Origin of the sequence: Pseudomonas bijieensis (genome assembly GCF_013347965.1) — a bacterium.
Taxonomy (GTDB): Bacteria; Pseudomonadota; Gammaproteobacteria; order Pseudomonadales; family Pseudomonadaceae; genus Aquipseudomonas; species Aquipseudomonas bijieensis.
Genome location: NZ_CP048810.1, coordinates 868,073 through 884,104, shown reverse-complemented (window position 1 = coordinate 884,104; position 16,032 = coordinate 868,073). Strand labels below are relative to the sequence as shown.

The 16,032-nt window shown below is 60.2% G+C and carries 11 protein-coding genes; 7 read left to right on the top strand and 4 right to left on the bottom strand.

From position 1 onward, the window contains the following. Nucleotides 1-35: 35 nt before the first annotated feature. Nucleotides 36-950, bottom strand: coding sequence for a LysR family transcriptional regulator (locus GN234_RS03580; protein WP_109754039.1), 915 nt, complete (start codon nucleotides 948-950; stop codon nucleotides 36-38). Between the two features lie 257 nt (nucleotides 951-1,207). Here GN234_RS03580 and GN234_RS03575 point away from each other — a divergent pair, with 257 nt between their 5' ends. The 4 genes from GN234_RS03575 to pgm all read left to right on the top strand — a co-directional run bounded on the left by GN234_RS03575 (nucleotide 1,208) and on the right by pgm (nucleotide 7,635). Further along, complete coding sequence (locus GN234_RS03575; RefSeq protein ID WP_109754040.1) at nucleotides 1,208-2,233, top strand: zinc-dependent alcohol dehydrogenase family protein; 1,026 nt, start codon at nucleotides 1,208-1,210, stop codon at nucleotides 2,231-2,233. Between the two features lie 679 nt (nucleotides 2,234-2,912). Further along, entirely contained in the window at nucleotides 2,913-4,403 is a 1,491-nt protein-coding gene (locus GN234_RS03570) for a hypothetical protein (RefSeq protein WP_109754041.1), read from the top strand. 96 nt (nucleotides 4,404-4,499) lie between these two features. Continuing rightward, a complete protein-coding gene (locus GN234_RS03565; RefSeq protein WP_109754042.1) occupies nucleotides 4,500-5,897 on the top strand; it encodes an aminotransferase-like domain-containing protein in 1,398 nt (465 codons plus the stop codon). 91 nt (nucleotides 5,898-5,988) lie between these two features. Further along, nucleotides 5,989-7,635, top strand: a complete 1,647-nt coding sequence (gene pgm / locus GN234_RS03560) for a phosphoglucomutase (alpha-D-glucose-1,6-bisphosphate-dependent) (protein WP_109754043.1) — start codon at nucleotides 5,989-5,991, stop codon at nucleotides 7,633-7,635. Between the two features lie 54 nt (nucleotides 7,636-7,689). Here the strand turns inward: pgm and GN234_RS03555 are convergent, their stop codons facing one another. Further along, on the bottom strand, nucleotides 7,690-8,385 hold the full coding sequence (locus GN234_RS03555; RefSeq protein ID WP_109754044.1) for a pirin family protein: 696 nt from the start codon (nucleotides 8,383-8,385) through the stop codon (nucleotides 7,690-7,692). A gap of 237 nt (nucleotides 8,386-8,622) precedes the next feature. On the opposite strand from GN234_RS03555, the gene GN234_RS03550 reads away from it, so the two are divergent. Then, nucleotides 8,623-11,088: a UvrD-helicase domain-containing protein gene (locus GN234_RS03550; protein WP_176687897.1), complete on the top strand. Its 2,466-nt coding sequence runs from the start codon at nucleotides 8,623-8,625 to the stop codon at nucleotides 11,086-11,088. A 146-nt stretch (nucleotides 11,089-11,234) separates the two neighbouring features. Here GN234_RS03550 and GN234_RS03545 read toward each other — a convergent pair whose 3' ends face one another. Both GN234_RS03545 and GN234_RS03540 read right to left on the bottom strand, forming a co-directional pair. Further along, a complete protein-coding gene (locus GN234_RS03545; protein ID WP_003201764.1) occupies nucleotides 11,235-11,513 on the bottom strand; it encodes a DUF1652 domain-containing protein in 279 nt (92 codons plus the stop codon). Nucleotides 11,514-11,706: 193 nt separating this feature from the next. After that, on the bottom strand, nucleotides 11,707-13,170 hold the full coding sequence (locus GN234_RS03540; RefSeq protein ID WP_176687896.1) for an MFS transporter: 1,464 nt from the start codon (nucleotides 13,168-13,170) through the stop codon (nucleotides 11,707-11,709). Nucleotides 13,171-13,297: 127 nt separating this feature from the next. On the opposite strand from GN234_RS03540, the gene GN234_RS03535 reads away from it, so the two are divergent. Further along, nucleotides 13,298-14,203 (top strand): LysR family transcriptional regulator, encoded by a 906-nt coding sequence (locus tag GN234_RS03535; RefSeq protein WP_176687895.1) that lies wholly within the window; start codon nucleotides 13,298-13,300, stop codon nucleotides 14,201-14,203. 333 nt (nucleotides 14,204-14,536) lie between these two features. After that, nucleotides 14,537-15,994 carry a serralysin family metalloprotease gene (locus GN234_RS03530; protein ID WP_109754048.1) on the top strand — a complete coding sequence of 486 codons (1,458 nt, stop codon included), beginning with the start codon at nucleotides 14,537-14,539 and terminating at the stop codon, nucleotides 15,992-15,994. Nucleotides 15,995-16,032: the final 38 nt, after the last annotated feature.

Genomic DNA, 16,032 nt, shown 5'->3' with positions numbered 1-16,032 from the left:
CTGAAATGATCAGATAACAGCCTGTCCGGTGAAACCTAGAGACTCTCCGGATCCCCAAAAAACATCTGAATCCGCGAACGCAACCAGCGTTCCCCCGGGTCGTTGTCCTGGGATCCGCGCCAGGCCATGTGCAGTTCGAAGCTGCGCACCGGTATGGGCGGGTCTTCGGCGCGGACGCCGCCGGCGGCGGTCAGCGCGTCGGCGGTGTAGTCGGGTACGGTGGCGACGATGTCGGTGCCCGACAGCAGGGTGCTCAGGCCGTTGAACTGCGGTACGGCCAACACCACATGGCGCTTGCGGTCGAGTTTCGCCAGTTCTTCGTCGATGAAGCCGCTCAAGTCCCCTGCGAAGGAGACCAGGGCGTGGGGGCGAGCGCAGAATTCGTCCAGGGTCAGTCGGCCCGGCGCGGTGTCGGCCCGCAATACTTTGGGCAAGCTGCGACGCAAGACCTTGCGCTTGGCGTTGGCCGGCAGGTCGTCGGTGTAGCTGACGCCGATGGAAATTTCACCGGAGGCCAGCAAGCTTGGCATCAAAATGTAGTTGACCCGGCGCACCACCAGCACAATGCCGGGCGCTTCAGCCCGCAGGCGCTTGAGCAGCATGGGCAGCAGGGCGAATTCGGCATCGTCCGACAGGCCAATGCGAAATACCGAGGTGCTGGTGGCCGGGTCGAATTCCGCCGCGCGGCTGACTGCCGTGGAAATCGAATCCAGGGCTGGGGAGAGCAGGGCGAAGATCTCGACTGCCCGGGCCGAAGGCTCCATGCTGCGGCCGGTGCGCACGAACAATGGGTCATCGAACAGGCTGCGCAGGCGCGACAGCGCGGCGCTGATGGCCGGTTGGCCCAAGAACAGCTTCTCGGCAGCGCGGGTCACGCTGCGTTCATGCATCAATGTTTCGAACACGATCAACAGGTTCAGATCGACACGCCGCAGGTCATTACGATTCATCTGGGGTCCTGGCAGATTCGGCAAGCTTGACGTGAGCGGCCATATGGGAACAATGGCCGGCATGAATCTTACGGGGAAAGGCTGGTACTCTGCACCGGCTAATTGCGTTTTCTTAGGTTAAGTCCTACAGGATTGGTTGGTTTTTCTTACTGCGGAATCAATGACAGGCATGTCGACTATTAATAGCCACTGATGGTCTTGGGTACAAAGCCCGGATAGAGTTCATGGCATTAGAGGTTACTTTGACGAGGTTTGCGATGTCCCGCACGATCCGTTTTCACAAGTTTGGTGGTGCCGAGGTGCTCAAATGCGAAGAGCATGCGGCGGCTCTTCCTGCGCCAGGAGAAGTGCAGGTCCGCGTCGAAGCGATCGGCATCAGTTGGTACGACACCTTGTGGCGCCAGAACCTGGCATCTTCCCAGGCGCGCCTGCCTTCGGGCCTGGGCCATGAGATGGCCGGGGTAGTCACGGCTGTCGGCGATGGTGTCGATGATCTGGCCGTGGGCGACAAGGTCGCCAGCTTCCCTGCCGAGAGCCCGAACGATTATCCGGTGTACGGTGAAGTCATCGTGCTGCCACGCACCGCCCTGACCCGTTATCCCGACGTGCTCAGCCCCATCGAAGCTGCCGTGCATTACACGCCGCTGCTGATTGCGTACTTCGCCTACATGGACCTGGCGCGGGTCAAGCCGGGGCAATTCGCCCTGGTGACCGATGCCAGTCATTGCGCCGGTCCTTCCTTCGTACAGCTGGGCAAGGCCCTGGGTGTGCGGGTGATCGCGGCCACCAAGACGGCTGACGAACGGGAGTACCTGTTGTCGCTGGGCGCCGAGAAGGTCATCGTTACCGAAGAACAGGACTTGCTGATGCAAATCAACAAGCTCACTGACAACCGCGGCGTCGATGTAGTCTTCGACGGCCTCGGCGGGCCGCAGATGTCGCTGCTCGGCGATGTATTGGCGCCTCGTGGCAGCCTGGTGCTGTATGGCTTGCAGGGCGGCAACCAGACACCGTTCCCAGCCTGCGCGGCGTTCCAGAAGAACATTCAGTTCTTTGTACACTGCATCGGCAATTTCACCGGCAAGCCGGAACTGGGCATCCTCCAGGACCATGTGGCTTTGCAACGAGCACTGCGGGATATCAATCAATTGACCGCCGATCGCGTGCTGTTGCCACTCAAGACTCGGGTCTTCCCGTTCTCCGAGTTCGTCGAGGCTCACCGTTACATGGGCGAGTGCCCTTGCCGTGAGCGCGTTGCCCTTCAGGTCGTCGACCCGGCCTGAACCCCCTGTCTTGCGCAAGAGTCATCACCTCGGCTCTTGCGCTGCCGTCCTGATCCCCATCCTTTCTTACGGCAGTTCCTGCCTGGCGGGGCTGCGTTCGTAGCTCGCCATTTCGCGCCCTGAATTGCCTGCCCCGGTTCGCTCAAAGACTGAGACGGTTTGTCGGCCAACATCTGAACTGGTTTTTGCCCTCAATCTGTATCTTCTAATCAGTGTTTAAGTCTTGATAATTGAACGCTGATTTCCATATCAAGGAAGAAGTCGTGGTGCGGTATAACTTTTTCGAAGGTCTTCAACCTTCAGGGCGCATTCAAAAGGCAACGGGCATTAATTGGTGCGAGGCTATCTATCGACCTTGGAGGAAACAGGGTGGGGTAGAGCATCAATTAAAGTTCGGCAAGTTCTTTATTTCTCGTGCTCATTATCTGTGGGACGTTGTCGGAATTCTCCTAGGACGCCCCGGTCAGCCGGCAAGAGCCCCGTTTTTAAAGGCTCCCGGCGGAGACCAGAAAGGGCGAAGGCCGACTCCCGGCATATGTGTCAAATAATTACGACAAGCGATGCTTGAGCGTATTGCTAATACTCTTTGAGTACTAGAACAACCCATCTAGACCAACACGTCGCGCAGTCACGTTGGTGCGGGTGCGACGCCGATAGTTGAATTTCCAGGTAAATGGCTATGAGTGCAATTCATGAGCAGGCAATGACTCACGTGTATCAACAGATATTGCAACGACTGTCGGGTTTTTATTCCCGGGCAGAACGTACCGCGTTGCAGCTTTTGATCCAGCGTTTAATTGTCGCCGCCGGAGGCATCGACCGGATTGGCGATTATCGTGTGTTGACGGTCCAGAACGGGAGCAGGGAGAGTTTTTATGTGCTGACCGCCTTGCGAGCCGCACAGCTGAGCATCGCCGGGCGGCATCCAGTGACCTTCGCCTTGCGCGTTGCCACGCCACGCCTGAGCGAGACCACCCAGGCGACGCTGGAAAACATCCACCGCTGCTACAGCGCGCTGTTTGTCTACGATGACCCCCGGGTCGAATTGCTGATGGCGGATAACCGCGAGGTGTTGCCGTTCAATCACCGGCAGCCCTTGTCGGTGGCGGGGCACGAAGCCAATCGCATGGACCTGCTGGTCCTGGGACACCTTCGTACGGCCGACAGCCCCCTGGAGATTGGCGATGACGGCTACCTGGCGATGGCCGAGTTCTACCGGCACATGGCCCGCTGGGAGTCTGGCGTGGATTCGTTGGTCAGCAGCGATACGCCGCGCCAGCAAAAACAATTCATATCGGGCCTGCGCCGCGCCACCCGCAAGATCGGCCTGCTGACCGACCACCCCTGCGGTTTCGACAACCTCTTTGCCCATCTCGACACCCTGGGCGGTGATGTCTACCGGCATTTCTATGGTCCGGATCGCCTCGATGCGTGGCGGCCCGAGGGCCATTTCGAGGCCTGCCGGCGAGTGGGCCACGTCGGCATCGACGACCTGATCGTCGATCGTTCGGAGGGGACCAACTGGCCGCTCTTCAACGAGTTCCTGCGGGTGCAGACCGAAGGTCTTGTCCCATCAGCGCCTGAAAACGAGTATCTCAGCCCGCTGCTATCGGCTCATTTGCATGGCCTGCAGGCCTGCTATCTGCAAGGCCGCAGCTATGAAACGGGCTACGGGGACTACGTGCAACGGGCGATCATGATCATGCATCGCAAGCAACTGCCGGAGCACGCCTGCGAACAGGCTCGGGCGCTGTTCGGCTCTCCGTCGTCGATTCCCGAGCGTCGTGCCTACGCCGCTCTCGAGGCGCAAAAGATCCTGGGGCTCAGCGAAACGCAATTGGTGTGCATGCTGTTCGCTCCCTTCGTGGGACAGGGCACTGGCCTTGAGCACTTTCTGCGTTGCTGCCATCCCGGCATGCTGGTAGCGATGCCGGACCTGCACAAGGCCATGCAGGGCGCGACCGTCGCCGATCAGATAGCGCAGTGGATGGTCGATGTCAGCGGCCTGCCCATCGACATCCTTGGCAAACTGTACCGGGCGAGTGCCTCCCTGCCGGAACAACCGGAAATTACCCCGAGCGACGATCTTCAGCAGGCCATTGACGACGTAGACACTGCAGAAGCCGAACCGGCCGTCGATGAGCGGCACGAACGCTCGGCAAGGCATTGAGGAACGAGGTTTGACTGACTCATCTACCTCGTTCCAAGTCGTTGCCCCCTGCGTTACGACAGGACTGGCCACGACCTGCGCTCCCGGCCTGAGCCGATGAAAGGCTGCCGGGAGACGGACTTCGCCTACCAGGCGGTTTATCGATACCTGACCACGCTGATCAACGAGCTGGAGGTGGATGCGCGGGTTCGTCTGCCGTCGCTGCGGCAACTTTCCGAACGTCTGAACGTGTCGATATCGACCATCCAGTACGCGTATTCGCTGCTGGAGAAGGAAGGGCGGGTCTATTCGATCGCCAAGTCCGGTTACTACGCACTACCCGCGCCCAGCATGACGACCCTGGACGGCGGTGACGATTTACTCGAGACCCTGTACGTCAACGCCCGACGGCCAGGCATGCAGGTGCTCAGTGCGGATGAACCGGCGTCGATGCAGCCATTGGACAGCCCGTTGTTGTTGCTCGAGCGCGAATTGCTGCGCCAGTACCCACGCTCCCCGCAGGCGCCTTCGCAACCCTGGGGCGAGCTGGAGCTTCGCAACGCGCTGGCTGCCCGCTATACCTCCTCACCGGCCCGTTGCTGGAATGCCGATGACGTCTATATTGGCGCCGACCTGCGGGGCGCCCTGGAGATCCTGATCGCAGTGCTGGCCCTCAGGGGCGCCGTGGTGCTGATCGAATCACCCTGCGATTGGACAGTGCTGCGCCTGCTGCAGGCGGCGGAGGTCCACGTCATCGAATTGCCGCTACTGGCTGGCGGGGAAATCAATATCGAGCAGCTGGAACACCTGCTGCTGAGCGAAACGGTACGCCTGGTGGTGCTGTCTTCAGTCTTGAACATGCCCAGGGGCACGTTCGTTCCTGAAGAAAACCGTCGCGCCATCGCTCATCTGCTGGAGCGGCATGGCACTTGGGTGCTGGAGAACGATAGCCATACAGACCTGGTGTTCGAGGCTAGGGTTACACCTTTTCGAGACTTGCTCGACCCGGATCGGCTGATCGTCTATTCGACGTTCGAGAAAACCATCGGTCCGGAGGCGCCGTATGGCTACGTGTTGTCGCGCCAGTTGACCCTGCACCTGCAGCGACATTTCCTGCTGCGCGCGTTTCGTTTGTCGCCGATTCGCCAGAAAGCCATCGCCCGACTGTACAGCAATGGTCGGATCGACCAGCACTTGCTGGTCTTGCGGCGCTTGCTACGCGAAAGTGCAACTTCGACCACGCAATTGCTGCGCGAGCGGCTGGGGGACAGCCTGCAATGGGCAGAGCCCCAAGGTGGCGCGACAATCTGGATGCAGTCGACGCGACGGGTCGACTTGCGCAGGGTTTTCCATCGGCTGCTTGCCCAGCGCATCGTCATCGCGCCGGGGGAGCTGTTCAGCCTTCAGGGTCTGTATGGGCAACATATGCGCCTGACTCATGCCCTGAATGGGCCGCAGGACATGGACGCTGCGCTCTGCGCGCTGGCAGATGCCCTGAGGCTCGAACAATCGTAATCGGCGGCGATGGATCGAACCCATCGCGCCATGGTCGAACTGTCAGTAAACTGCACCCCATTTCCCGAGCCATTCCACTCAGAGGTTTTGCATGACAGTCAGTCCATTTGCGGGCAAGCCGGCACCGGCAGAGTTGCTGATCGATATCCCGCGACTGGTGACGGCCTATTACACCGGCCGACCCGATGCTTCGGTTGCGACCCAGCGTGTGGCTTTTGGCACCTCCGGTCACCGTGGCAGTTCCTTTGACCTGGGCTTCAACGAGTGGCACGTGTTGGCAATCAGCCAAGCGATCTGCCTGTACCGCGAGGCCCAGGGCATTAACGGGCCATTGTTCGTCGGTATCGACACCCACGCGCTGTCGACCCCGGCCGGTGCCAGCGCGCTGGAAGTGTTCGCGGCCAACGGTGTGACCGTCATGATCGCCGAAGGTGATGAATACACCCCGACACCGGCGGTTTCCCACGCCATTCTCTGCTACAACCGTGGCCGCACCTCGGGCCTGGCGGACGGTATCGTCATCACGCCGTCCCACAACCCGCCGCAAAGTGGCGGCTACAAGTACAACCCTACCAACGGCGGCCCGGCCGACACCCACATCACCAAATGGATCGAAGCCAAGGCCAATGAACTGCTGGCCAACCAGCTCGCCGGCGTCAAGCGCGTCAGTTACGAGCAAGCCCTGAAGGCCGACACCACCCACCGTCACGACTACGTCAACACGTACGTGGCGGACCTGATCAATGTCATTGATTTCGATGCCATTCGCTCCGCCGGGCTGCACCTGGGCGTCGATCCGTTGGGTGGCGCAGGCGTGCGCTATTGGCCGGCCATTGCCGAGCACTACCGCCTGGACCTGGAAGTGGTGAACACCCACGTGGATTCCACTTTCCGCTTCATGACCGTCGACTGGGACGGACAGATCCGTATGGACCCGTCCTCCAGCCATGCGATGCAAGGGTTGATTGGCCTGAAGGAGCGCTTCGACGTGGCCTTCGCCTGCGATCCGGACCATGACCGCCATGGCATCGTGACGCCGTCCGGCGGCCTGTTGGCGCCGAACAATTACCTGGCGGTGTCCATCGACTACCTGTTCCAGAATCGCCCGCAATGGCGCGCCGATGCCGCCGTGGGCAAGACGGTGGTCAGCAGCGGCCTGATCGATCGTGTGGCCAAGCGCCTGGGTCGTCGTCTCTACGAAGTGCCGGTGGGCTTCAAGTGGTTTGCCGACGGGCTATTCGATGGCTCCCTGGGCTTCGGCGGCGAAGAAAGCGCCGGGGCTTCGTTCCTGCGCAAGGATGGCGGCGTCTGGAGTACCGACAAGGATGGCTTGATCCCGGCGTTGCTGGCCGCTGAAATGACCGCGCGCACCGGTCGCGACCCGAGCCAGGCCTACCGCGCCCTGACCGATGAGCTGGGCGAACCGTTCTCGGTACGCGTCGATGCCAAGGCCAGCCCGCAGCAGAAGGCGCTGTTGAGCAAGCTATCGCCCGATCAGGTGGCTTCCACCGAACTGGCCGGGGAGAAGATCCAGAATATCCTCAGTCATGCGCCGGGCAATGACCAGGCCATTGGCGGTTTGAAAGTCATGACCGAAAACGGCTGGTTCGCGGCGCGCCCATCCGGGACCGAGGATATCTACAAGATCTACGCCGAAAGCTTCATTGGCGATGCGCACCTCAAGCAATTGGTGGATGAGGCGCAAACGTTGGTGGATGGGGCTATAGCCAGCAAGTGATGTGGGCTTGTGGTTAGGGAGCTAGCTCCCTAACCACAAGAGCGGCCGCGCAGGTTAGGCGAGGTCTACGAGAACGATTTCGCTGTCTTCGATGGCGGTCACCTGCAACACCTGCTCGTCTTCAATAGCAACACCGTCTCGAGCTTTTGCGCGCAACCCATTGATTTCTATCAATCCAGTGGCCGGCACCAGATAGGCCCGACGTGCGGCGTCCAGTCGATATTCGGCACTTTCACCCGCCTTGAGATTGGCCGCTACCAGGCGCGCGTCGGCGCGAATGCGCAGGCTTTGGTCATCGCCGGCCTTGCCACTGGCCAAGGTCACGAAGCCTTCACGCGAATCCTTGGGAAATGGCTTGGCGCCCCAGGACGGTGCCAGGCCTTCTTCATTGGGAATGATCCATATCTGGAAAATACGCGTGGCCGTCGATTCCAGGTTGTACTCGCTGTGGGCAATCCCGGTGCCTGCGCTCATGACCTGCACATCACCAGCCTCTGTACGGCCCTGGTTGCCCAGATTGTCCTGGTGGGTGATCGCGCCTTCACGCACATAGGTGATGATTTCCATGTCCCGGTGCGGGTGTCGAGGAAAACCGCTGCCGGGGGCGATGACATCATCGTTCCAGACCCGCAAGTTGCCCCAGTGCATGCGCTGTGGGTCGTAGTACTCGGCGAACGAAAAATGGTGGTGGGCATCCAGCCAGCCGTGATTGGCGGCGCCTAAGGTGGCGAAGGGCCTGAGTTCGAGCATGTTCGTGTCCTTTTCCGCTGAGTGCGAAAACGATGGTTGATGGGGCTATTTTCGCCAAGGAAATCATCGATAAAAAGCTTAAAAAGCGCGTCAAAACCATCGTTTATTTAGATATAAAATCGCGAGCTCACTTTCACTTCATCACCTAAACCCATGACTTAAAAGCTTTTGGGTGGCACCTGGCGGCAAATACAGACACCATAGCCGTCATGGTTCATGAACACCGGAGTTCCCAGCGTGGCGCAACACACTCCCGATCTTCCCCCCGAGCTTTTATCCCTGGCCCAGATGCCGCTGTTCAAGCGCCTGGCCGCCCGGTTCTTCGGCCATGGGCTGACGCGCCTGCGCGCCCAGCATCGAGCATCCTGGTTGCATGGCCAGGCCGACGGCTTTCGCAGCGGTCATACCGCCGGTTTTGACTATGGCTACAAGGAGGGCCGGGCCGAAGGGCTTGAGGAGGGGCGTCAGGTCCTGTTGATCCGTGATTCGCGCAGCACGGAGCATCCGGCACCGCAGGTCGATGACTTGCTGTTCGATGACTGGCACCTACCGCTAACCGCCGAGCTGAAGAAGCGAATCAAGTCGGATGTCGCCCGATTGCTGCCGGCGCACGCGCAACCAAGTGCCGCGCAATGGAAGATGATTTTCAGCGACACGCCGTCGACCTCGGTGGTCGCCGGAGCCGGTGCGGGCAAGTCCACGACCCTGGTGCTGCGCATTGTGCTGTTGTCTCATTACCTGGGTTTTGAACTGGACTCGATGACCGTGGTGACGTTTACCCGGGAATCGCGCAAGGATTTCATCCAGAAACTGATCGAAGTGTTTGGCCTGTGGGGACGAACCGTCAGCCTCAAGGAAGCCCGTGATCTGGTGCGTACGTTCCATTCACGTATCTTGCCTATGGTCCGCAGTCTGCCCGGGTTCGAACGGCTCCAGGCCTTCGAGACCCTGAGTCATCGTGCCGAAGCGGGTGACGATGATGCCCAGGGCAATCCGTTCGATTTACGCATCAACGACGCCCAACGCCAGCAGCTCAACGCCTGTTACTACAACCTTTATCAACGGGACGCGCGTTTTCGTGAGCTGATCCAGCCGTTGTCCCGCCACGCCCTGCAACTCAAGGAGCTGGAGCGTGATCATCCGGATGTGCAGAAACGGGTCGCGGTGACCGAGCTGGCAGCCCAGCGCGACGAAGAATTGTGTGACGCCATCGAAGACCTGTGGTTTCGCGCCGGTGCCTGGCCGATCAAGGGTATCGAGCCGAAGCGACAAACGTTTGAGATCAATGGGTCGACGTTCCACTGCCATGGCTACGCACCCTCCCTGGATGCCTGGGTGATACTGGGGTTCGATCCGCGGGAAGACGCACGCCTCAGTCGTCCAGGCGCCAAGTTGAGCATCCGTGCAGAATGGGCGGTAAAGCGAACCCTGTTTCAAGCTTTCTGCCGTAAGCCACTGATATGGCTTGAAAGTTATGAGGCTTCAAAGCGTGTATTGGCTTCGATGGCCGGCGATGCCAGCGCAGGGCCGGGATTCGATTACAAGGTCAAGGGCGAGTTGGGTTCAGCGCCATTGCTGGACTGTTTTGTCGCGGCGGCAGGCTTTATCGAGAACCTTGGCCTGGACGTCCCGGATGCCGTGGGCCGGATGTCCTTCGCCCAGGACGACCCCGATCGGTATTTCTTCGAGGCGTTGAGTCGCTACTGGCGGGCGTTCGAAGATCATCTGCTCGATCAATCCCCGCCGGTCATGACCTATAACCGTATGTTCGCGCTGTTCAGCGAGCACTCGCCGGAAAATTTCAAGTTGCTGGGAGATGCGTTGCTCAGGCCGCTTTCGCACCTGATGATCGACGAGTTCCAGGACGTGTCACCGCAGATCGTCTCCTGGCTTCGAGCCAGTCTTCGGGAAATCCGCCGTCGTGGTCCAGCGATGCACGTGGGGCGTGGCGCCCAGCGTTCTTCCTTGTTGTGTGTCGGGGACGATTGGCAATCGATCTACGGCTGGCGCGGCAGTTCACCGAGCTATTTCATGGCGTTCAACAAGCAATTCCCGTCGCCGACGACGACCCGGGTCATGCTCACCGACAACTATCGCAGCCACCAGCACATCATCGACGCGGCTGAACACATCGTGCGCGCCGCTGCGGCTATTCCTGGCAAAAAAGCCAAGGCCAGCGGCAGGGCTCGCTCGCTGAGTCCGGTCAACGTGCTGGATCGAGACGACGAAGGGCTGGCGCTGCGGCTGGAAGAGCACTATCGCAAGGGCGATTCGATCTTGATGTTGTATCGAAAAAGTAGCGATAAATTATTGATAGAAAAGCATATTCAACCAATAGTTAATGTGGATTCTAGCTTGCCGTACGATGCACGACGGATCCGGAAAATGACTTACCACAGTGCCAAGGGGCTGCAGGCCGATGCGGTGTTCCTGTTGGGTGACTGTCAGCACTTGAGCAGTTCTCCCTACAAGAACCAGGTCTATCGAATGGCTGGGCTGGGCCAGGATGGAGATGCCGAACCTTACGACACGGCGCAAAAGGACGAGATCCTGCGTTTGGCGTATGTGGGGATCACTCGTGCGGTGCAGCATTGCTACTGGTATGTCGATGGGCAGGATGGCCAGGCGGCCAATGGGCCCAAGGCTTCGGATCGTGTTGCTGCGGACAAGGCCTTTTTTGCTGACCATCGTCGTAAAGGATAAGGGGGCTGTTTCCAGGTATGGGTATGGTGTGTATATCCGTTTCTTCGGTAACAGATATGTACCAATCCATCCAAAAAAAACGGCACCTTCCATAAAAAATGGGAGGCGCCGCCTTCACGTATGCTCAAGCTACCAGTATTTCCCTGTCAGGAAGCAAACCGCCGCAACCCCACCGGTGGCACAAAGGCTTCCAGCTCGGCCTCTACCGCCTCGATTATTCGTTCCACATCCGGCGCATTCATTACGGTCGCGCAGGGAATGCCCGCAATGGCGATCATGGTCTCGCCGCTGGCACGGTCAAACAGCCGGGCAACCATACTGCCAGGCGCATCCATGCTCGCTTCGAAGCCCATGGGATGGAAGTGCCAGCGCATCAACTGGCAAGCGTTGGGGAACGTAACCTTGCTGAAAGAACCTTTATTCATGTGTTGCCCGCCTTCTTCAATCGAGCGCTTCCTTTTGCTCAGGTCAGGAAGGAAGAGCCATCATGGCTCTACCAGTGAGAACTAAAAATAGCACCTGAAAATGAACCTCATGTGGATTTTTTCAGTCCGTTTTGCGATTGGTTCATTTTTTTTGATCTGGATCACGACTTAAGCGGCAATGTTCAGAATGCCATCACGCTTGGCCAGGGTTGTCCCGGGGCTCGGGTAATGGCTCTGGTACGCGGCATTTCCAGGCGATGCCCAGGGCCAGGGCTACCATCGCCAGGGCGACGGCGAAGGTCGTGTGCAGACCCTTCGTCACTGCCTCCGCACCGGCACGGGAGATGTCATTCGTCGCTACCGCAGTCGCAAACACGGCGCCAAGCACGCAAGCTCCGGTGAAGAACCCCAGGTTGCGCGACAGGTTCAGCAGCCCGGCGATGACGCCTCGGCTCTGGGCCGCCACATCGGCCATGACTGCCGTGTTGTTGGCCGTCTGGAAGAACGCGTAGCCCAGGGTCGTCACCACGATGGCCATGATGTAACCGAAAATACCAAGGGCAGGGGGAACCAGTGACAGCATCAGGCAGCCGAGGGCCATGGTCGCCAGGCCGGCGAGTCGCATGGGTATTACGCCGAAGCGATCCGCCAGGCGACCGGCAGGGACTCCCGCCAGCGCCGCGACGGCTGGCCCGGCCGCCAGCACCAGTCCGACGAGGGCTGCAGGCAGTCCGAGGGCGATGGACAAGTAAAATGGCCCGACCAGCAGCGTCGCCATCATGACCGTCGCGACCAGGGCGCTGGTCGCCAGGCCAGAGACCAGCAACCGGTCGCGAAAGACGACCAAGGGAATCAGCGGCGACACCGCCCGGGACTGGGCCCGAATGAACAGCCCGCCGCTCAGGAGCGCGATCAGCAGCAGGGCGACATTCAACCCGCTAAAACTCCCGCGCCCGGAGGTCATGGCCAGGGCATAGGCGGCAAGCGTTATCGCCAACAGCAATGTCCCGGTTACATCGAAGCGTTTTCCTTCGGTTTTCGGTGGCACTTGCCGCACCGGCAGCGAGTACCACGCCAGCCCCAGCGTCAGCAGGCCGAGGGGGAGATTGACCAGGAACAAGGCCTGCCAGCCGAACCCGCCGATCAACATGCCGCCAAAGGACGGTCCAAGGGCCGTGCCCACCGCCGACAGCGTTGCCAGCAACCCCATGGCGCTGCCGGTTTTTTCCTGGGCGACCGTTTCACCGACCAGGGCCAGGGTCAGCGTCATCATGATCGCGGCTCCCAAGCCTTGCAGCGCCCGACCTGTAATCAGCCACCAAAGCGAGGGCGCCAGGCCGCATACCGCCGAGGCCAGGGTGAACAGGACGATACCGGCCAATAGCAGCTTGCGCCGGCCCATCAGGTCTCCCAAGCGGCCGACACTGACAATCAGCGTGGTGATTGCCAGCAGATAAGCCAGCACTACCCATTGCACTTGCTGGAAGGAGGCATCGAGTGCCTGGGCCAGCGTGGGCAGGGCCACCGCGGCCACGCTGGCGCCAAGGGACGCGAGCAGCGTCGAAAGCGCAAGGCTGGCCAGGGCCCAACGAGGTGACAGGTGTCGGTGTGCGGGCGCGGTTGTCTGCCGGTTTTGTTGCGTATTGACGGGTCTCATGGGGTTACCTGTATCCGTGGCGCTCGAAACGGAGCTGTCAGAACGTTACGCCTGGGCATAACATGGCGGAAGACGCAGCATTTGCATGTTATAGCTGCACCAAACGCCATCTCTGCGAGATCCAACTATGTCCTCGCCCGACCTCAATTTGCTCGTCACCCTCGACGTGTTGCTCTCGGAAGGCAGCGTGGCCCGGGCCGCCCGGCGCTTGCGGCTCAGCCCGTCGGCCATGAGCCGGGCGCTGTCAAGGCTGCGTGAAACCACCGGCGACCCACTGTTGGTGCGGGCCGGGCGAGGGCTGGTGCCGACACCTCGTGCGTTGGCGTTGCGCGAACAGGTCAGCGACCTGGTACAGCAGGCCCAGGCCGTGCTGCGGCCAGTGACGACACCGGATCTTGGACGCTTGAACCGTACCTTCACGTTGCGAACCCGTGAGGGGTTCGTGGAAAACTTTGCCATCGACCTGATCAGCCGCATCCGCGAGCAAGCCCCCGGCGTGCGGCTGCGTTTCGTGGAAAAGACCGATCGGGACAGCACGGCGCTTCGCGAAGGTACCGTGGACCTGGAGACCGCCGTCGTGGACAAGGACACCAGTCCGGAGCTGCGTACCCAGGCGTTGTTCAGCGACCGCTTGATTGGTGTTGTGCGTGCGGGGCACCCGTTGAGCCAGGCGGCGGTGAGCGCTGCGGGTTATGCGGCGGGCGGGCATGTGGGCGTCTCCATGCGCGGCCTGGATCATGGCCTCATCGACCAGGCCTTGGCGGTGTTGAACCTGTCTCGGGAAATCGTCACCACCGTGCCAGGTTTTTCCTCGGCGCTGGGGTTGGCCCGCTCAAGCGAGCTGATTGCCAGCGTGCCTGAACGCTACACCGCGAGCCTGCGGGTCGGCCTGCACAGTTTTGTGCTGCCGTTTCCGGTGCCTGAATTCACGATCGCCATGCTCTGGCATCCGCGGATGGACGCCGATCCTGTGCATCGCTGGCTTCGGGGCTGCCTGCGGGAAGTATGCGCGCGTAAAACCGTTAAGGTTTAGTAGATATTAATTAATAGCATTTCGCTGGCACTTAGTTGGCGAAAGTGCGACGCCGTCCGCAATTGGCTAGTTATCGTTATTTAATATTTAAATAGAATTTTGTCTGACAATCCGCAACTCGGACAGTTGAGCATGCGCACTAAGCAGGGAGAAACCTATTGTTTATTGGCGTTAAGGGGCCGGGCGTGAAATTGAACGAAAAAAATGACTAGACGTTTGATTTCCAATTGTGTCAGGTTTCTTACGTCCTCATTGGGCGAGTGATAGGACGATCTCGCCAGAGATCGTCTGTCTGACTAAAATTGTTCCATTAGCAAACAAGGAAGTGTGTTTATGTCGAAAGTCAAAAGCAGTGCTATTGATTCTGCCGAACAACTCCTCTGGGCGCCGCAATCGTTGGCGGCACCCAGTAATGCGTTCAACCAGATCAATAGTTTCAGCCACCAATACGACCGCGGTGGTAACCTGACCGTCAACGGCAAACCGTCATACTCCGTCGACGAGGCGGCCACTCAATTGCTGCGAGACGGCGCGGCTTACCAGGACCGGGACGGCAGCGGCAAGATCGAGCTGACCTACACCTTCCTGACTTCCGCCTCTTCCAGCACCATGAACAAGCATGGGATCAGCGGCTTCAGCCAGTTCAGCGCGCAGCAGAAAGGCCAGGCCGCCCTGGCCATGCAATCCTGGGCGGACGTGGCCAATGTCACCTTCACCGAAAAAGCCAGCGGTGGCGACGCTCACATGACCTTCGGCAACTACAGCGGCGGCCAGGATGGCGCGGCGGCGTTCGCTTATCTGCCGGGCACTGGTGCCGGCTATGACGGGACCTCCTGGTACCTGATCAACAGCAGCTACACCCAGAACAAAACCCCGGACTTGAACAACTACGGCCGCCAGACCCTGACCCACGAAATCGGTCATACCCTCGGCCTGGCCCACCCAGGCGACTACAACGCTGGCGAAGGCAGCCCGACCTACGATGACGCCACGTATGGCCAGGACACCCGTGGCTACAGCGTCATGAGCTACTGGAGCGAAAGCAATACCAGCCAGAACTTCAGCAAGGGCGGCGTCGAAGCCTATGCCTCCGGTCCGCTGATGGATGACATCGCGGCCATCCAGAAACTCTACGGTGCCAACACCACGACCCGTACCGGCGATTCGACCTACGGTTTCAACTCCAACACCGGGCGCGATTTTCTCAGCGCGTCTTCGTCGTCGGACAAAGTGGTGTTTTCGGTATGGGACGCCGGCGGCCGCGACACCCTGGATTTCTCCGGCTTCACCCAGAACCAGAAAATCAATCTCAATGACGCCTCGTTCTCCGACGTTGGCGGCATGGTGGGCAACGTGTCCATCGCCAAGGGTGCAGTCATCGAAAACGCCATCGGCGGCTCGGGCAGCGATCTGCTGATCGGCAACGCGGTGGCCAACGAGCTCAAGGGCGGTGCTGGCAACGATATCCTCTGGGGCGCCGGTGGTGCAGACAAACTCTGGGGCGGTTCGGGTTCGGACACCTTCGTGTTCGCCGCCAGTTCCGATTCGCGGCCGGGGGCGACGGACCAGATCCTCGATTTCGTCAGCGGCCTGGACAAGATCGACCTGACCGGTATCACCAAGGGCGCAGGCCTGCACTTTGTGAGCGCGTTCACCGGTGCGGCGGGCGATGCGGTGTTGTCGACATCGGGCGGCAACAGCCTGCTGTCGGTGGATTTCTCCGGGCAAGGCGTGGCGGATTTCCTGGTCAGCACCGTGGGCCAGGCAGCGGTCTCGGATATCGTGGCCTGATGTCCATGTCCCGTGGGGGCGGATGCTCCTGCGGGATC